15 protein-coding genes are annotated in these 18,353 nt (G+C 36.6%); 6 read left to right on the top strand and 9 right to left on the bottom strand.

Going from position 1 to position 18,353, the window contains the following annotated elements; all coding sequences use genetic code 11:
• Positions 1-230: 230 nt before the first annotated feature.
• Positions 231-746, top strand: coding sequence for a hypothetical protein (locus EKM79_RS05185; protein WP_125566576.1), 516 nt, complete (start codon positions 231-233; stop codon positions 744-746).
• A 41-nt stretch (positions 747-787) separates the two neighbouring features.
• Here the strand turns inward: EKM79_RS05185 and EKM79_RS05180 are convergent, their stop codons facing one another.
• From EKM79_RS05180 to EKM79_RS05170, 3 genes are read right to left on the bottom strand one after another with little or no spacing between them, the layout of a single operon-like run.
• Complete coding sequence (locus EKM79_RS05180) at positions 788-1,636, bottom strand: acetoacetate decarboxylase family protein (protein ID WP_125566574.1); 849 nt, start codon at positions 1,634-1,636, stop codon at positions 788-790.
• A 12-nt stretch (positions 1,637-1,648) separates the two neighbouring features.
• Positions 1,649-2,509, bottom strand: coding sequence for an SDR family NAD(P)-dependent oxidoreductase (locus EKM79_RS05175; protein ID WP_125566572.1), 861 nt, complete (start codon positions 2,507-2,509; stop codon positions 1,649-1,651).
• A gap of 15 nt (positions 2,510-2,524) precedes the next feature.
• Complete coding sequence (locus tag EKM79_RS05170) at positions 2,525-4,480, bottom strand: oxidoreductase (protein WP_125566570.1); 1,956 nt, start codon at positions 4,478-4,480, stop codon at positions 2,525-2,527.
• A gap of 210 nt (positions 4,481-4,690) precedes the next feature.
• On the opposite strand from EKM79_RS05170, the gene EKM79_RS05165 reads away from it, so the two are divergent.
• The gene (locus tag EKM79_RS05165) at positions 4,691-6,190 is read left to right on the top strand and encodes a PucR family transcriptional regulator (RefSeq protein WP_125566568.1); all 1,500 of its coding nucleotides are present in this window, start codon (positions 4,691-4,693) and stop codon (positions 6,188-6,190) included.
• A gap of 76 nt (positions 6,191-6,266) precedes the next feature.
• On the top strand, positions 6,267-7,121 hold the full coding sequence (locus tag EKM79_RS05160) for a DUF3737 family protein (protein ID WP_125566567.1): 855 nt from the start codon (positions 6,267-6,269) through the stop codon (positions 7,119-7,121).
• Between the two features lie 2 nt (positions 7,122-7,123).
• On the opposite strand, the gene hemH is transcribed toward EKM79_RS05160, so the two are convergent.
• Positions 7,124-8,077 (bottom strand): ferrochelatase, encoded by a 954-nt coding sequence (gene hemH, locus EKM79_RS05155; protein WP_125566565.1) that lies wholly within the window; start codon positions 8,075-8,077, stop codon positions 7,124-7,126.
• Positions 8,078-8,162: 85 nt separating this feature from the next.
• On the opposite strand from hemH, the gene EKM79_RS05150 reads away from it, so the two are divergent.
• The 3 genes from EKM79_RS05150 (at position 8,163) to EKM79_RS05140 (ending at position 11,970) form a co-directional block, all read left to right on the top strand.
• Positions 8,163-8,642 (top strand): GNAT family N-acetyltransferase, encoded by a 480-nt coding sequence (locus EKM79_RS05150; protein WP_125566563.1) that lies wholly within the window; start codon positions 8,163-8,165, stop codon positions 8,640-8,642.
• A gap of 43 nt (positions 8,643-8,685) precedes the next feature.
• Complete coding sequence (locus EKM79_RS05145) at positions 8,686-9,105, top strand: Fur family transcriptional regulator (RefSeq protein WP_125566561.1); 420 nt, start codon at positions 8,686-8,688, stop codon at positions 9,103-9,105.
• Between the two features lie 372 nt (positions 9,106-9,477).
• Positions 9,478-11,970, top strand: coding sequence for an isopeptide-forming domain-containing fimbrial protein (locus EKM79_RS05140; protein WP_125566559.1), 2,493 nt, complete (start codon positions 9,478-9,480; stop codon positions 11,968-11,970).
• Between the two features lie 94 nt (positions 11,971-12,064).
• Here EKM79_RS05140 and EKM79_RS05135 read toward each other — a convergent pair whose 3' ends face one another.
• From EKM79_RS05135 to ppdK, 5 genes are all read right to left on the bottom strand, one after another.
• The gene (locus EKM79_RS05135; protein ID WP_125566557.1) at positions 12,065-12,787 is read right to left on the bottom strand and encodes an ABC transporter permease; all 723 of its coding nucleotides are present in this window, start codon (positions 12,785-12,787) and stop codon (positions 12,065-12,067) included.
• Positions 12,784-13,638 (bottom strand): ABC transporter ATP-binding protein, encoded by an 855-nt coding sequence (locus EKM79_RS05130; RefSeq protein ID WP_125566555.1) that lies wholly within the window; start codon positions 13,636-13,638, stop codon positions 12,784-12,786. The genes EKM79_RS05135 and EKM79_RS05130 overlap by 4 nt, the downstream gene beginning before the upstream one ends.
• A 113-nt stretch (positions 13,639-13,751) precedes the next feature.
• Positions 13,752-14,732 (bottom strand): LytTR family transcriptional regulator DNA-binding domain-containing protein, encoded by a 981-nt coding sequence (locus EKM79_RS05125; protein ID WP_246005632.1) that lies wholly within the window; start codon positions 14,730-14,732, stop codon positions 13,752-13,754.
• A 136-nt stretch (positions 14,733-14,868) separates the two neighbouring features.
• Positions 14,869-15,495, bottom strand: coding sequence for a CBS domain-containing protein (locus tag EKM79_RS05120; RefSeq protein ID WP_125566551.1), 627 nt, complete (start codon positions 15,493-15,495; stop codon positions 14,869-14,871).
• Positions 15,496-15,558: 63 nt separating this feature from the next.
• Positions 15,559-18,177, bottom strand: a complete 2,619-nt coding sequence (gene ppdK / locus EKM79_RS05115; RefSeq protein WP_125566549.1) for a pyruvate, phosphate dikinase — start codon at positions 18,175-18,177, stop codon at positions 15,559-15,561.
• Positions 18,178-18,353: the final 176 nt, after the last annotated feature.

Genomic DNA, 18,353 nt, shown 5'->3' with positions numbered 1-18,353 from the left:
CGAACACAGAAGTTAAGCTTCTTTACGCCAAAAGTAGTTGGTGGGAAACTACCCGCGAGGATAGGAAGCTGCCACGCAATTCAGTTGGAGGTCTGTTAATTCAGACCTCCTTTTTTGTCGTCATTTTTATTAGTTTCCTTTTATTCACTATATCAACTTAATATAGTATTTGTCCCTTTGCTCGTGTTACCATTGATTTGTTAACTCAATTAGATATACGGGGTGAGACAATGCGTCAAGAAAGATACCAACGATATCATAAGAAATCGCACAAAAAGGCTATATGGATTACTTTAATTACAATATTAGTTTTGATAGTTTTAGGAATAATTTTCTTTTTCCCGTTAAATAACACTGTTAGAAATATTAGTGGAGGTAATGACACTCCATCTGATAAACTCGTTAAAAATGAACTTATCAAAAAAGTGGCTTCTACTAAAAATGGTGATTTAAAACATGACCAAAGGGTAGATAAAGCTACGGATACTCTGAAGAAAACTAAAATGTCTGATATTATTCAATCAGCTAATGATAGATCCAAGGCTATTAAGCTATTGCAACAGAATACTTCTTTGACAGGTTCGCAATCTAAAACAGCAGTTAATAAGATGTTTTCGGATAGTAAATATGACGGATTGCGTCAATCAGTAGCTAAGGGAAATTGGTATTCAGCGTATAATCAATATAAGACCTTATCTAGTGACGGTTCGTTGACCGAATTAAAAAATAGTATTAGTACAAAATAAAAAAGATTGATATCCCGATTAGGGTATCAATCTTTTTGTCTTTAGATGATAAAAGTATTAGCTTTTGGATTAATCATGCCACGATCATAACGTCCTGTAATCATGTACGGCATTGTTTCTTTGGCATCTACATCAGCCAATTTCAATGTGTTATGCATTACAGATGTGTCGATATGAACCCAAGCGGCTCCTAATGGTTTCAATACTGATAATTCTCCAAATGGATCATCGTCAGTTGATCCCAATTTGATGTCCAATTTTCCTGGTTCAAAACTATCTGTAACGGTCGTACTTTGTGTTGCTACTAATTTGACGTTTGAGAAAACATTACTTCCGTCTTCTACTTGATCCATGTCCCATGTGTAGAACATGCTAGCAGTTTCAGCTTGGGAATTCAGAACTGATTGGGCATCGAATACTTGATGTCCTAGTTTCTCATCATTGTATTCTCCTTTTTCCCATTTGATATCTAGTAGTGTTTCTCCGTGGCGAACAACTTTGGCAGTGGCAGAGTTATCATTTCTTCTAATTTGTACACTGTCGGCTAATTTTTTAGGTATACCAGCACCTTCACGTCCAGCTAGAATTGCGGCTTCAGCACCTGGTCCATCCAGCATTAATGTGAATGGATATGCACCGATCATCTTATCGTTGAAGTTTGCTAGTACATAGAGAACTGCTTCCATATATGTTGGTCCAAAACTTGGTTTTCCCATTTGAACTACATATCCACAAACTACTGGAGCAACTAGTTTTAATGGTTTAGGTAGTAATTTTTTCAAAACCTTTTCTGGTGCTGCATATGAGAACAATAGTCCTTCTTGATCATCCATTCGTGGTAATGTTAAGAAATTCTTTACGTCATCATCTGATACTAAGAAGCTTGCCATATTTTTGACCTCCTACATTAATCCATCCATAACATGTACGTCTGGTTTGTCTCCGTTTACGATTCTCTTTACACGATCACCGATCATTGTATTGAATACGGGGTGAGTCAAGATATAGAATTCATCGTCTTCTAATGCTTGGAAGACTGTTGTAGCAATCGAATCGATTGGCATACCATTCTTGATAACAAATTCAGCAACTTGCTGGCCACCCTTGAAAGTGTCACTTGTGTAATATGGGTCAGTTGTATCTGTATATTGAGCTGGTCTGTGTTTTTCTGTATGATACAAATCAGTTTGAACGAATCCTGGGCACATTACGTGCATTTCAATATCAGCCTTCATTCTTTGCAAGTCATAAGCTGTAGCTTCTGTCATACCAACACTTGCAAATTTACTTGCATGGTATGCGGGCATTCCTGGTGTGTCGATCAGTCCAGCAATGGAAGCGACATTCAAGATTGCACAATGTGTTTTTTGTTTAAGCATAATGGGAATAATGCGTTGCATTGCATAAACTTGGCTCATCAAGTTGACGTGCATGATCCACTCCCAGTCACGACTAGGAAGCTCCCAGACTCTACCTGGCAAAGCAATTCCGGCATCATTGATCAGTAGATCGATTTGATTAAATCTCTTCATAGTTGATTTTACAGCTTTATCGACGTCTTCTTCTTTTGTCACATCAGCCGGGATCATTTCTACTTGAGCTCCCATATCAGCAACTTCTTTATAAACACGTTTGAGTGCAGGTTCATCGATATCTATAAGAGCTAATTTCATTCCACGGCGTGCGCCTTCTTTGGCAATTTCTGTACCGAATCCATGCGCAGCACCTGTCAGGAACATTACTTTATCTTTGAAATCCTTCATTATTACTTCTCCTTCCTAGCACATTTCTGGTTCGAAAACATAAGCTTTTGTGTATCCATCCTTCATTGCGTCAGCAATTTGACCACTGGAACTTGCGTCACCAATCAACTTAGCCTGATTAAATACTGCAACAAATGGATCTGTATCAGTAGTGTCAGGTGTAACTCCTAATGCCAGAACAACTGTATCTGCAGGGATTCCTGTCATACTGTGATCAATGCTGTCTAATACTTTAATACCAGTATCACCGGCACCAATCATTTGTTTGTTTACTAAGATAGTTGGGTTAAGTTTCTTAAGACGTGTCATTTCATCCATTAAGAGAGTAGGATTCATGCCAGGGCCAACGGCTTTTTGTTTTTCAATGATTGTTACTTCATGTCCTTCTTCAAGGAGTTTCTCTGAAGTTTCTAGTCCTGTCATACCTGAACCTATAACTACTACTTTGCCGTTTACTTCAGCCTTGCCAGCTAAGTAATCTTCAGCAGTAACGACATTCTTACCGTCCATTCCTGGTAACATTGGGATAATTGGTTTTGCGCCAGATGCTAAGAATACACCAACAGGGTTCAATGCTTGTATGTCTGATACAGTGACTTCTTTATTTAAATGAAGTTCGATATTCTTTCTCTTGTTAACTTGATTGATAATGTGATCTCTGAATAATTCGATCTTATCTTTTAACGGAGGAACAATAGCGAGGTTCAATGTTCCACCTAGATGTTCGTGTTTGTCGAAGAGTGCGACCTTGAATCCACGGTCAGCCAATGTCTTAGCAGCTTCCATACCACCAGGGCCACCACCAATAACGACAACGGTTTGTTCATTACCATCTTTTGGCAATGCAGAGAATTCTCTTTCACGTCCGGATCTTGGGTTTACTGCACAAACGACATGTTTACCTTCACTTAGTGCTTGGAAACAGAGGAGGCAACCAATACATGTAGTAATTTGGTCTGATTGACCAGTACGTGCTTTATATGCCCATGCTGGATCTGCCAAACTTGCACGAGCAATACCTATGAAGTCTGATGCATCTTCTTCAAGTAATTGTTCCGCAAATTCTGGAGTCTTAATATTATCAACAGCGATAACTGGAACTTTGACATTCTTCTTGATTGTAGTTGAAAGGTTCTTCTTCCAACCTTGTGGGTATGATCCTGGTTCGATAATTGTAGGAGCACTTTCATAAATACCACTAGATACGTTAATGGCATCGGCACCGTAACTTTCAAGTGTTTTAGCAACCTTAACTGAATCATCAATCTTCATACCGCCATCGACGAATTCGTCGGCAGAGATACGAACACTAACTGGGAAGTCCTGACCACACATAAATTTGATTCCAGAAATAATTTCTTGAACGATTCTTAAACGGTTATGGAATGATCCACCGTAACGATCTGTTCTGTGATTTGAATATGGCGAAATAAATTGATTTAGTAAATATCCATGTGCACAGTGTAATTCGACACCATCGATGCCCCCAGCTTTAGCGATTACCGCACCCTTGATAAATTTCTTTACCATAGCGGTAACCTCATCGGTTGTCATTGCACGAGGTACTTGTTTAACAAATTTATCAGCGATGGCTGATGCGGATACCATTTTTTTGCCACCGATTAAGCTTTCGTTAGTTTCACGACCTGGATGATGTAGTTGAACAAAAATCTTACAGTCGTATTTGTGTACAGAATCAGCCAATCTTTGAAGCTGTGGGATTACTTTGGGATCTGTAACTGATAATTGTTTGTATGTGGCAACACCTGTTTCATCATCAACACGTGTTACTTCAGTGATAATTAGACCAACGCCACCACGTGCACGTTCTTCATAGTGACGGATGATATCGTCACTTGCCTCACCATTTAATTCGGCTAATGATACGCCCATGGCTGGAAAAACAACACGGTTCTTTAATTCTAGTTTTCCTATATGACCATTTGTGAACATTTTCTTAAATTGGGTCATTTAAAATGCCTCCTTATCGTAGAAACGTTTTCATTACCGTCTTTACAATAAACTAGGGCGTTGCTATGATAAAGATACTTAATGAATAGAATTGAATTGGTTTAGTTGTGCATTTTGCACAATATGACTGGCACTGTAGGAATGGTTCTGTACTATTTATCTAGAATATTTAATTGGTAAATTTGATCAACTCATGAAAGCGTGAAAAAAATGCAATTTAGTGAACTTATTAACAATTTGTCACAATATTTTGTAATTGGTCATATTAATGTGGCAGGAAAAACAGATATAAAGAGAATTCAAATTAAACCACAAGAAATTCAGCAAAAAAGTTCGGATATCATGTATATAGGTAAGGATGAAAAAAATGGTCCACTGGAGTTGCTTAACTTTGACGATGAATTGAAAAATTCTGCGGTTGTTCTTTGTCCTTGTCAGGTTAATCAAGTAAATAATGTATTGAATAATGAGCCATTGATTCAGGTTTTTAACCAAGCCAATACGATTTTGGAGCGGGTGCAAAATCAGAATTCTGCAATTACTAGTTTGGCGATGGAGGCAGTAACGGATGATCCTAAAACGAGCATAAATCGTGCTGCTGAAATGTTACATAATACATTGATGATCATTGATCCTAGGTATCAAGTATTGTTGCATTCTGATCTGTATGGTTTTCCAGATCCACTTTGGGGAGAAATTTTAAAACAAGGTTATTGTAGTTATGACTTTATTACAGCAGTAAAAGAGATTGTTCATACTAAATCTGACTACAAGCAAAAAGTTTACAATGTTCCTTGTCCAAAATCGCCATTCCATCGTCAGGTCACTAATTTATACAATAAGAATAATTTAGTGGGATTTTTAGTGATGTTTGATGATCAAACACCATTTAATGAACAAACTAAGCAATTATTGCCGAAGATCGGTAGTGTGTTAACTAGTCAAATTGTCAGAAATCATTTAAGTGCACCAACGGAGACCAATCGTGATCGGCTGTTAAATGTTTTATTAACTGAGCAACAGTCTATTAATGTAGAAAATATGTTTGCTAGTCAGCAAGTAGAGTTACCTGATGCAATGGTGTTACTATCGTGTGAACCACTGACCAAGCAGTCACTTAGTGGAATTCAGCGGCAATTAAAACACGGATTGAATGCTTATTTTCCGCGGGTATTATCGACAATTTATCAGCACCATTGTCTAGCGTTATTACCAATATCACTGAGTGATTATCATAGTAGTAAATTTAAAAATATGTTGATAGAAGTAGCACAAAAAGCACATTGTGATGTTTTTGTTTCGAATTTTTATACTAAACCAACGGATACTAAAGCAGCCTATACTGTTTGTAAGAGAACCATAAAGCTTAGCCAAGTTCACAGTCCAGTTGTTTTTTGTGAGGATCAATATTTTGAACTGATGCTGGCAAGAATCAATCATGATGCAATCTTGCCATTTTTTGTCAATCCAGCATTGCGAGCGTTAGAAAAATACGACAGTCAAAATGACACAGAATTGGTACCAACATTATTAAGTTACTTACAACAGGATGGTAATTTATCACAAACGGCGAGTGCCTTATTCATTCACCGTAATACACTGCATAATCGGATTGAGAGAATGGAAGAACTGACAGGCTTGAACTTAAGGGATGCTAATACGAGATTTAAATTGTATTGTAGTTTTCGTCTAAAAGAATACATAAGTTAAAGATACAAAAAGTCTTGCCTTGAAGTGAACTTTAAGGTGTTAAATAGTACTTGTGATACACAACGGAGGTACATGAATGACTAATTATGAAAATAAATTATTTACTGGTGAACGTTCATTGTTTAGTGAACACGATGCAGTAATTTCTAATACAACTTTTGGTGAAGGAGAATCTCCACTCAAAGAGAGTCGCAATATTGATATAGATAATACGATTTTTAAATGGAAGTATCCACTTTGGTATAGCAAACATATAAATGTTGATAATTCTATTTTTGAAACAATGTCTCGCTCAGGTATTTGGTATACGGATGATATAAAAATAACTAATAGTGCTTTGCAGGCTCCAAAACTATTTCGCCGTGGAAAAGATATTGAATTAACTAATGTTCATTTTTCTGATGCTGAAGAAACTTTATGGAGTTGCCAAGATATCACATTGGACCATGTGCAAGCCAGTGGTGATTACTTCGGTATGAACAGTGAGAATATTCGTGTCGATGATTCTAGCTTTATTGGTAATTATATTTTTGATGGTGCTAAGAATGTTGAAGTTCATAATTCAACTTTTGTATCTAAAGATGCATTCTGGAATTGTGAAAATGTAACAGTCTATGATTCAACCATCAACGGTGAGTACCTTGGATGGAACACTAAGAATTTAACATTGATCAATTGTACGATTGAGAGTGATCAAGGACTATGTTATATCGATCATTTAGTTATGAAGAATTGTAAGTTACTAGAGACTGACTTAGCGTTTGAATATTGTTCAGATATTGATGCTGAAATTACTTCAAGTATTGTCAGTGTTAAGAATCCTATTAATGGTAAGATTTCAGCTGAATCTATTGGTGAAATTATTTTTGATGATGACGATATTGATGCAAACAAAACTGATATTACAACTAAAGAACACGCAAAAAGCTGAGATTAATTCTCAGCTTTTTGCTTAAGTGAATATTCAACCGTAAGTTCGGCGATAAAGGCACTGAAATCAACATCGTCATTCATTGGTGGAACTAGTTTGTACTTATTACCACCGCTATTTTTAAAGGTTTTATAGTTTCGGATACCATCTTCTTCTAATGTCTCTAAACAATCAGCAGTGAATGATGGAGTGACCAGCAAAATATTTTTTTTACCTTCTGAAACAAGTTTTGGTAATGTTTGCTTCAAATAGGGTTGTAGCCATGGCATTGGTCCAAATCTTGATTGATAAACGGTCATTATTTTTTCTTTGGGGATGTTTAACTTAGCTGAAGTGGCGGCAGTAGTCGTAATACATTCAGCTTCATAAGGATCACCATGTTTAACCATTGCTTGAGGGATGCCATGATAGCTAAATATTAGTTGATCATAGTCATCTTGATCCCATTCTTCCTGTATTTTGTGAGCTAGTATATTAATATACTCTGGTTCATTGAAGAACTTTTTAATAATGGTTATAGGTACATTAGCGGATTTAGCTTGTTCAATGATTGTGTCATGGGTACTCTTTGTATATTGAGGAAAGAGTGGTAAAACAGTAATATTATCACAACCATTGTTGTGCATTTGTTGCAATGTATCAACAATATTTGGTTCACCATAAGTCATTGCTATTTCCACTTGCCAATCAGGAAGTAGGCGCTGAACTTCTTTTTGTATTTTTGATGTGTAATAAATTTGTGGTGAACCGTAGTTTTGCCAAATGTGCTGGTACAGTGCTGCTGAGTACTTAGAACGAAATGGTAGAATCATACCATGTAAAATCGGTTTCCAGAGCAATTGGGGCATTTCAACGACATTTTTATCGCCAAGGAAGTCGCGTAAAAATGTTTTTACAGCTTCTGGTGTTGGAGCCGTGGGGGAACCTAAGTTAACTAGTAAGAGTCCTTTAGTCATAGTCATGTAATCCCTTTCAGAAATATTATTAAGGATATCATAGCATAGATTAAGAACTGAGATTATTAAGGGATGGCGAAGTCATATGATCAGAGAAGCTAAAATTGAAGATGTAAAAGATATTGCTACAGTCAATTTAAAAAGTTGGAGGGAAACTTATTCTGATATTGTGGATGCCGAATTCTTAGACACGATGAATCCCGATGAGGCAGTCAATCGTTGGACGAGATTCTTACATAATTCTGACGCCAAAATCTTTGTGGACGAAGAGGATAATATCGTGGTTGGTTATGTTCGTGCTGAAGTTAAAAATAATCAAGCATATATAGGTGCGATATATCTTCTTAAGGATTATCAAAAGATGGGTATTGGGAAGGACCTTTTACTTAAAGGATTAGATTATCTGAAAGAAAAGAGTTATACGAATATTTTGGTGGAAGTTCTGTTTGATAATCCAACAAAATATTTCTATCAGAAGTTTGGCGCCGAGCCATATGAAGAGAGAACTCTTAAAGTTGGTAAGCAAAATCTTGCTGAATCAGTCTATGCGTGGAATTTTGAGTAATATGTTACACTATTCGGAGAATAAAAAGCATAGGTGAGGGTCTTTGGAAGAAGCAATTAAAATTTTAAGAGATAACCACTATAAGGTAACTAAGCAACGTATGGATTTGATTGAGTTTCTTAGTAATTATACGAACAAGTATATACAGATCAGTGACGTGGATGATTATATGAAATCAATCTATCCAGGAATTAGTAATAATACTGTTTATCGTAATTTGAAGGAATTCTCAGATATTGGTTTGGTTGAATATCAAGAGAAGAATAAGACAATGATTAAGTTTCAATGTGATTTTGATCAAATGCATCATCATCATTTTATTTGTTCGAATTGTGGTAAGGTGATTGAACTTAAGGCTTGTCCTTTAAGCTTTTTTACTGATCAATTGCCTGGTTGTGAAGTTGAGTCTCATGCCATCGAGATTTATGGACTGTGTCCTGAGTGTGCAGCTAAAATGAAGTGAGAGCACAGTAAAACGCGTTTAACTTTCGAGCATTAATGCAAAAGGCACCAGTAATCCGACTTTGGATTGCTGGTGCCTTTTGATTTAAGCGGAAAATGCTATGTTCTGTTCCACGTTTATGCTGCATATTTAAAGCCTAGAGTTTTGTCCCAGACGCGCATCTTTTCCTCAATTGTACATAATTCAATTTGTACAATAAACACCATGAATATATATAGCTTATGAATATATTCATTATGGGGTATAATTAGTATATTAATTGAAAGCGGTAACAATAAATACTGTGTTTATTTCTGGAGATGACATATTTAACTAACGCTATAAATAAAAGATTGTTTGGTAACCAATTTTTATTTTGCCAAGGGGGATAAAATGAAAGTCATTAAAATGATCTCAAAAGTATTTCTGGCGTCTTTTATGGGCCTAATTATGTTTTTGATTTTTAGTCGCTCTACAACTATCGATGCCGTCTCATCTGATGCTGTCAACACGGCTGCCAATGTTATGGCGAAATACGATGGTATCACTAATTGGAAATTACAACGAAGTACACCAGCTAATCAAATCGGAGAAATTCCAATTGGGGATAATGTTTCACTTGGTTATACTTTTGGTTCCGCTCGTAATGCCAACGGTAAGGTTACGGCTGGAGATAAAACTATAACACTAACGAGCACGACAGATAACGTTAGATTAGGTACTAATACAACTGCTCCGTCAATTAATAACTCAAAAATAAATATTTTTTTAAATAACAATGGTACTTATTATGGAATCTTACATCAAGGGGAGAGTTCCTACATTGGTACTGGTGGACATCCTGAACGAGCTTCCGATACCTCAATCGATTTCGCCTTAATAAGCGGTCTACAAGAATCGTATTTCTACAAAGATATGAATGTCCTAGCTAACTTAGAGGCTTTCGCTTCTTCAAATAAAGAGAGCAAATTGTTTTACACAGGAACAGATGAAAATAATCGTCCCGTATATAAATTGGTGGGTTATTTTGGCAAGAAGTCGATTTTTGTTCAAATAGTTTTACGTCCTGACCCTAGTGGATCCCCAATCGTCTGGCGTGAATTATATGTCTACAATCCTAACGGCAATGCTCAATATCAGACCTTTTACGGTGAGGATACAGGACTTAATCCCAATAACAATTTAATAGACACGGTCGATAACGTTCCTATGTTTGCTATCGGTGATAAAAAAGGCTTATACCTCGAGAGTGGTAGTGAATATACTCCGGCATCAAAACTATTAATTACTAACGATGTTGATGGTGGTTTCAAAGACTTTATGGGTCGAACTTTGACTAACCCTGGTAACTGGAGCGTTAAAGGCCGGTCCGGAAGCGGCAGTGCTTCCCCTATCACTAACCCTAGTCTGCCTTGGTCATCGTCACCTAATGACACTCAAAATGGTGATACCAATGCTTTACCAGGTAAGGATCTTTTACACTTGGACAATGGTTTTGATGTCGTTGATTCTGATGGCAAGCAAGATTCTGCTTATACATTAAGATGGCCTCAGACATCGTCTACTCCGGGAAAGGTTGAAAAGTTTGTTTCTAAAATTGGAGCAGCAATTGCTGGCTATGCCATTCCAACTATGAAATTAACCTATCAAAATTTAACCTCCAGTGATGGTACTAATCAAGTCAACGACAAATTACAATTTGATATCTATGTTCAAGATGATGGCTACCAATCAAGCTGGGTAATAAAACGGATTCTAGATGCACTGCCAGCGGGATTAACGTTTGTTTCTTCAGCTGACATACCGACGCCTAGTGGTAACTTAATCGATTACGATCCCAATTCTACAATTGATGGGAAAACAGCGTACAAGCTTACTTTCATTGCCAAAATTGATAATACAGCTCCTTATAATTTAGATACCAACGGTAACCTAACTAATAAGGCCAATGTATCTGGACATAATGCCGGCCAGACTGACACCATGACTCTGACTGACAGCGTTAAGATTCCCGTGCAAATTCCTAAATTTAAATATCGCTTTACAGAACTGTTAAGAAATGAAACTACTGATCCTAATGGAGTCTTTACTAACAGGGTCATTGCTCAAAAAGATGATATTATCGATTTCAAAGTGGATTTTATCAGCAATGGTTCCAGCATTGTTAGCAATTCATACTTTTATAACAAATTCGAAGCTAATGACGGACTGGAATTAGTTCCTAACAGTGTCTCTTGGAATGGTAGCAGTTATAATACTATGGACGTTCCAATGGGAGCACTCCGGAACAATCAAACTTATACTGTCACTTTCAAGGCCAAAGTTACTGGTGTTACGAAAAGGGTCACTGAAAATTCTGCTGACCTCTTGTATGCCCTTGATGGCAATACTGCATTAACTACACGAATGGATGTCGAACAACCAGCAATCGTTGATATTCAAGATCCACCACAAACCACAGCCATTACTGAAGTCCCGTCAAAAATTGACTTTGGAACTGTCAACAGTGCTAATCTTGAGCGTCTTCTAACAAACATCAGCACAACCGGTAATTTACGGATTACTCATGTTGCTGACACTGCATTTCAAGTAGGAGTTGCATATGATAATGATGGCGACAATGCTATTGCTGGTGCCGATAATAAACTCGTTCAAGATGGCAGCACTGTGCTGTTATTCAATCAATCTAAAAACGATGAAGATCTTTGGAAGCCACTAGGTCGAGAATCATTACCAATTGATTCTGATGGTTTCAGCGGATCTTATCAGGATCTTGATTTAAGTAAATATATCGGAATAAATAAGTGGAAACTACGAGTACCTGCTAACAGTAAAGCTGGTCAATATAATGGTCAAATAACTTGGTCTATAACAGATACACTGTGATTATCACCTTAAAAAGCGAAAAAAGTCTGCTGTGAGTACCGTCTTGAGTAACAATCTCAAGGCTCTACCACAGCGGACTTTTATTTTGCCATGTTTATTCAGAATCTAAACCGTGTTTTGTATAAGCGTAAATAAATATTAAGATACTTAAAACGGTCCATATTGTAAGAACAGCTATATCTTTGAAGTTAGCTGAATAACTTTTTGTAAGCATGTTATTTATAAAATTAATAATCGTACCAGAATATGCGAATGATGCAATATTGGCGATGGTTTTATTAATCATTTGGAACATAGGGGTCATAGTGAATATTAGAAGAATAGGCATACTAATATTTCCAGCTTGCATTTGATTCTTCGAATATATACCAACGATATATCCAATCATTATGCTGATGAATCCACTTAAAGTAGTGTAAATAAGATAAATTGGCCAATTGATCTTACTCATAGCAACTCCAGCTATTGGCACTAAAATAATGTTAACCAGAATAATCATTAATATTGATGGAATAATACTACCAATTATGAATTCAGCACCATTAACAGATGATGTCATAAGTACTCTCAGTGTATTCTTTTCTTTTTCCTCAGCAAGAGGATAGCTCCCCATCATAATTCCACCCATGATTGAGTTGAACAAAACGCCAAAGCTTAATAGAAACGCTCCCGTCATGACGGCTTTAGGCATAGATATTTTCATTATCAATACAAATCCGATAGCTAGTAGTGGAGCAACCATAATAGATACATTTGTGATAATTGATTGTAGTTTTAGTTGTAAAATGGCACTTATTTTTCTAATTGATAAGTTCAAATTAATTCCCTCCCAGTAACTTCTAAGAACACTGTTTCTAATGTTGGTTCGCATGAATGAATGGTTACTAGTTCATTGTTAGTCATCCACCAATTGATCTTTTGCGTTGTTTCTTCAGATTGCGACAAAGTAAATTCGCTGTCATCTTTAAGCAGAATTTTGTAACGCTTTTTCTTATTATGATTTAATCTTATTTCTCTGGGAGTACCAGTTTCAACAATCTTTCCGTCATTTAGTAAGGCCAGACGGTCGCATAATTTGTCGGCTTCTTCCATATTGTGGGTTGTTAAAAAGATTGCAGTGCCGTTATCTCTTAAGGACTTGATTAGTCTGTGAATTTCTATTTGAGTACTTGGATCCAGGCCACTAGTTGGTTCGTCTAGAAAAAGTACCTTAGGATTGTGCAATACAGCTCTTGCTAACACTAGTCTTTGGCGCATACCCTGTGATAGTTTTCCGGCAATTTTTTTCCGATCTTTAAATAATCCGACTTGTTTAAGGATTTCATCAATTTTGGATTTTTTAACGTTTAATAGTTTAGTGAATATTTCTAAGTTTTTGTACACCGATAATTTATCGTATATACCACTGTTATGGGTAACAATACCTATCTGTTCATAGATATGCTCATTTATTTTTTCAGTTGGAACGCCAAGTACAGATGCAAAACCATCACTAGGATGCATTTGTCCCGTGAGAATCTTTATAGTAGTAGTTTTACCTGCACCAGATGGTCCTAAGAAACCGAATATTTCACCGGACTTAATACTAAAACTTATATCCCTTAAAGCAGTTTGATTCTTAAATTGTTTCGATAGATGTTTAACACTGATTGTTTCCAGTTGAGTCATTATCTTCTCCCTTTCGTTGTTTACGAGATTTATGTTAGAAGATAATGAAATAAATGTATTAAAAAATCGCCCAACTGTGGCAGATAATGGCCGAGTTGTGCGTTATTCCATCGTTATGCTCCAATTAATTTTCTTAAAGTTTCCATTTTTGCTCTGGACAATGGTAATTTTTCTTTTGTGGGTCCTTTGAGAATTAGAGTATAACTATTTCTCGAGTAACTTATGAGTTCAGAGATACGTTGCAGATTCACTAAATAAGAACGATGACAACGATAAAAGCCGAAGCTTTCGAGCTTTTGTTCCAATTCATTCATGGTCAACAATGAAGGGTAGTATTCATCACCGATACGAATATTACTTACCGAATTTATACTTTCTATGAAGTCAATTTCATCTGGATTGAAAAAAATCGTTTTATCGGCTAGCTTACAGGCAACTTTAAAGTTCTTTTGTGGTTGAAACTTATCTGTTTTGTCATCAGTAGAAACGGCGCTGGGTTCATTAACGACATCGGTTTTTTCAAGTCCAGTATGTTCGTTATAACGATAAATCTCATCGCTTAACAGTAGTAATTCCTCCATATAATATGATGTAAAGAGAATTGTTATGCCAGATTTTCTGACAAATTCAACGGCTTTTAAATATAACTCAATTCCTTCATCAGTTAAGTTAGTTAAGGGACTTTCAATAAGCATGAGTTTTGAAGATGATATAAACATGCGAAACAAGCTAACTCGTCTTTTTTGATCTTTTGATAGTTCTTTGATTTTTGTATTCTCGACATCTTCTAACGAGAATTCTTGAAGGTTATCAGAGATACTTACATCAGAATTAAAAATCTTTTGAAATAGTTTTAGATATTTCTTAACGGAATACGATTCATATAATCCGTCATCATTGAGTCCATAGACGATGGAATTTGTTTCTCTAGTTATACTTCCACTCGAGATAGGGATGATTCCCTTTATTATTCCAAACAGTGTTTTTGTAATAGTAGGGGGTAGTTTAATTCCAATTTTTGAGTTTGCATCAATATTCAGAGTGATATTTTTTAAATCGTAGTTACCATTATTTTGTTTTGTTACTTTGTCCATTGAAATTATTGACATGTAGTTACTCACTTTCTGGAATATATATATTAATTATACGATACATATGTTTACTCGATATTATTTAACTTGTAATTTTTAAGCACAAAAAAATCAGCCAAAACTATATTGGCTGATTTCATTAATCAGTATATTTCAAACCGACTTCAATAAAGTATTGGAAGATGCGATTTTTAGTAATTTTACCGACGACCTGAGTAGGGTCGTCTTTTTTTGTGACTGGAAGTGAGTCAACTTGGTGTTTATAGAGTAATCTACCAACCTCAATTATCGACATATCTGAGTTGACAGTGACTAGATTAGGCATTCGCGTCATAACCATACTGGCAATCATTGAATCAGTATCAGCGTTGTTGACAGTTACTGCTAATAAATCTTTACGTGAAATAAGTCCTAACAACTTGTCATCATTGTCCGTTACATATAATGACCCGACATCATTGATAAATAGTTTATTGACACATTCTGGCAGAGTTGTACTAGGTTGGACGAAGATTGGATTGATTAGGATATGGGCGATTGATTCTCCGTATAATTCATCGAAGTCTAAACTGGACTTCGGTAATTGAGAGAATTCATATCCTACTTTTGGTCGTGATCTTAATATCTCCGTAGCTGTCAGCAAGCGTAAGTCCCCACGGATCGTGGGCACACTTAGTTGCAATTTTTCAGCAATTTGTTCACTTGTCATTGGACTTTTTTGTCTGGTCATATCGATAATTTGTTTTTGGCGGTCAGTTAAATACATGATATCTCCCTAGAATATATGTTGTTATATTAATTATAATATCACGTAGTATTTTTTGGAAGCCTAATTATTAGGTAATGCAGCTTGAGCAGCAGCAATTCTTGCTACAGGGATTCTAAAAGGTGAACAAGATACATATGAAATGCCGATTTTTTCAAAAAATTGGATTGATTTAGGATCTCCACCAACTTCACCACAGACACCAATTGGTAGTTCAGAATTAGTACTACGACCGCGTTCCACGGCCATTCGCATCAGTTCTCCGACACCTTCAGTATCAACTGTTTGGAATGGATCATTTGGCAAGATCCCTTGGGCAATATATTCTGGCATGAATGAGCCAACATCATCACGTGAATAACCAAAGGTTAGTTGGGTTAGATCATTTGTACCAAAACTAAAGAAGTCTGATACTTCAGCAATTTTGTTAGCTGTAACACAGGCACGAGGCATCTCCATCATTGTACCAATTTTATATTCAAGATCAGTATTTTTCTCAATTAGAATTTTTTGGATAGTTTGTTCAACAACATCACGAACCCATTTCATTTCTTTTTTTGAGTTTGTTAAGGGAATCATGATATGTGGTTTAATATCGAATCCTTCTTGATTCAATTGAATAGCGGCATTTGTGATGGCTGTTACTTGCATTTGGTAAATATCAGGATAGGTTACAGCTAATCTATCTCCACGATGACCAAGCATAGGATTTAATTCCTTTAGTGAATCGATTCTGGCTTTGAGTGTATCAACAGTAGTATCTATTTCTTTAGCGACTAAGTTAATTTCTTTTTCATCATGTGGTAAAAACTCATGTAATGGTGGATCCAGTAATCTGACTGTAACTGATTTACCCGCAGATAATTTATAAATTTTATAGAAATCGTTTTGTTGTAAAGCGAGGATTTTCGCTAATGGATCTTTGCGTCCTTCAGCATCTTTGGCAAGGATCAAACGACGCATTTGTAAGAGTCGTTCAGGCTTGAAGAACATATGCTCAGTTCTAGTTAGACCGATTCCATCAGCATCAAAGTCTAGTGCACGTTGGAAGTCTGCTGGTGTATCAGCGTTCGTGTAAACACCCAAATGACTGATTTCTTTAGACCATTCCAGTAGAGTTGAAAGATCATCGTTTATATTTGCATCAGTTGTTTCTAATTGTCCTAAATATAAATGGCCACTCGTACCATCAACTGAGATCCAATCACCTTCGTGAATAACTGTGTCTTCAACCGAAGCGGTTTTGTTCTCATAACTTACTTGCAGTGCATGGGCACCAACGACACCAGTTGAACCCATACCTCGGGCTACAACAGCAGCGTGAGAAGTCATTCCACCACGTGAAGTTACGATAGCCTCACTGACAACCATACCTTCGATATCCTCTGGTGAAGTATCTTGTCTCAGAAGAACAACCTTTTGATGCTTATCATCATGTGCACTCTTTGCGGATGCTGCTGTGAAGTATACTTGTCCACTGGCCGCACCTGGGGAGGCTGGTAAACCAGTTGCTAAGATGTGTTGTCGTTCAAGAGCTTTATGAGCAAATTCGGAATGAAGCATTGCTGAGATGGATTCTGGTTTGATACGTTTGATAGCTGTTTCTTTGTCGATAAGTCCTTCATTTACTAAGTCGACGGCGACTTTTACAGCTGCTGCGGGAGTACGCTTACCAGCACGAGCTTGTAATAAGTAAAGTTTGCCGTGTTCAATCGTAAATTCCAAATCTTGCATATCGCGGTAATGTGTTTCTAATTTCTCAGCTATTTTAGCGAATTGATCGTAAATTTCGGGCATCGATTTACGTAATGTTTCGATTGATTCAGGAGTACGTACACCTGACACAACATCTTCACCTTGTGCATTTAATAGATATTCTCCGAATAGATTTTTTTCACCAGTAGCTGGGTTTCTAGTGAAGGCGACACCGGTACCGGAGTCTTCACCAGAGTTACCGAAGACCATTGTTTGAACGTTAACGGCAGTTCCTAATGTTTCAGGGATGTTATTTTGACGGCGATAAACACGTGCACGATTGTTATCCCATGATGCAAAAACTGCATCAACGGCAGCCAATAATTGTTCCTTCGGATCTTGAGGGAACAATTTGTTAGCTTCGTTTTGATAAATTTCTTTAAAACGAGTAACGATGTTCTTTAAGTCGACAGTTGTTAATTCAAGATCGGATTGATAATTGTGGGCTTTTTTTGTCTCAGTTAAGACGTTGTCAAAGGTACTCTCATCGATACCATAGACAACGTTACCAAACATTCCTAGAAGACGGCGATAACTATCATAAGCAAAACGTTCATTACCAGTAATGTTAGCTAGAGCAATAACGGAGTTGTCATTAAGTCCGATATTCAAAATGGTATCCATCATTCCTGGCATGGAGATAGCGGCACCGGAACGAACGGATATAAGCAGTGGATCAGTATCATCGTTGAATTTTTTTCCAGTTGAAGCACTTAATCTATCCAAAGCGTTATCGATCTCAAGCATCAGTGATTCACTTAATTGATGACTATTTTGCTGATAAGAGTGACAAGCCTCGGTGGTAATCGTAAATCCGTGGGGGACAGGAAGATTTAATCGGGTCATTTCAGCAAGATTAGCTCCTTTACCTCCTAATAGATCACGCATGTCTTTGTTACCTTCGGAAAAGAAATAAATTTGTTTCATAATATATATAACTCCTTAATCATTAATGTGATGTATTAAATAATAATTAGAATATATATGATGTTCTAAATAATTGCAAGCGGTTTCTAAAAAATATCTATACCAAATAAAAAAGCCTGGCGCTAATTGCCAGGCTTTAGTTCGGTTTGAACTTATCTAATATTATTTTGTACGGT

Origin of the sequence: Companilactobacillus insicii (genome assembly GCF_003946015.1) — a bacterium.
In the GTDB taxonomy this organism is placed as follows: domain Bacteria; phylum Bacillota; class Bacilli; order Lactobacillales; family Lactobacillaceae; genus Companilactobacillus; species Companilactobacillus insicii.
The sequence above is the reverse complement of the archived record's forward strand: the minus strand, read 5'-3'. Positions and strand labels throughout refer to the sequence as shown.

What these genes read in the sequence shown, in the direction of transcription:
- EKM79_RS05150 (WP_125566563.1), top strand. Translation starts at nt 8,163, where the DNA reads ATGATCAGAGAAGCTAAAATTGAAGATGTAAAAGATATTGCTACAGTC.
- EKM79_RS05165 (WP_125566568.1), top strand. Translation starts at nt 4,691, where the DNA reads ATGCAATTTAGTGAACTTATTAACAATTTGTCACAATATTTTGTAATT.
- EKM79_RS05130 (WP_125566555.1), bottom strand. Translation starts at nt 13,638, where the DNA reads ATGACTCAACTGGAAACAATCAGTGTTAAACATCTATCGAAACAATTT.
- EKM79_RS05175 (WP_125566572.1), bottom strand. Translation starts at nt 2,509, where the DNA reads ATGAAGGATTTCAAAGATAAAGTAATGTTCCTGACAGGTGCTGCGCAT.
- EKM79_RS05180 (WP_125566574.1), bottom strand. Translation starts at nt 1,636, where the DNA reads ATGGCAAGCTTCTTAGTATCAGATGATGACGTAAAGAATTTCTTAACA.
- hemH (WP_125566565.1), bottom strand. Translation starts at nt 8,077, where the DNA reads ATGACTAAAGGACTCTTACTAGTTAACTTAGGTTCCCCCACGGCTCCA.
- EKM79_RS05170 (WP_125566570.1), bottom strand. Translation starts at nt 4,480, where the DNA reads ATGACCCAATTTAAGAAAATGTTCACAAATGGTCATATAGGAAAACTA.
- EKM79_RS05185 (WP_125566576.1), top strand. Translation starts at nt 231, where the DNA reads ATGCGTCAAGAAAGATACCAACGATATCATAAGAAATCGCACAAAAAG.
- EKM79_RS05160 (WP_125566567.1), top strand. Translation starts at nt 6,267, where the DNA reads ATGACTAATTATGAAAATAAATTATTTACTGGTGAACGTTCATTGTTT.
- ppdK (WP_125566549.1), bottom strand. Translation starts at nt 18,177, where the DNA reads ATGAAACAAATTTATTTCTTTTCCGAAGGTAACAAAGACATGCGTGAT.
- EKM79_RS05125 (WP_246005632.1), bottom strand. Translation starts at nt 14,732, where the DNA reads ATGGACAAAGTAACAAAACAAAATAATGGTAACTACGATTTAAAAAAT.
- EKM79_RS05140 (WP_125566559.1), top strand. Translation starts at nt 9,478, where the DNA reads ATGAAAGTCATTAAAATGATCTCAAAAGTATTTCTGGCGTCTTTTATG.
- EKM79_RS05120 (WP_125566551.1), bottom strand. Translation starts at nt 15,495, where the DNA reads ATGTATTTAACTGACCGCCAAAAACAAATTATCGATATGACCAGACAA.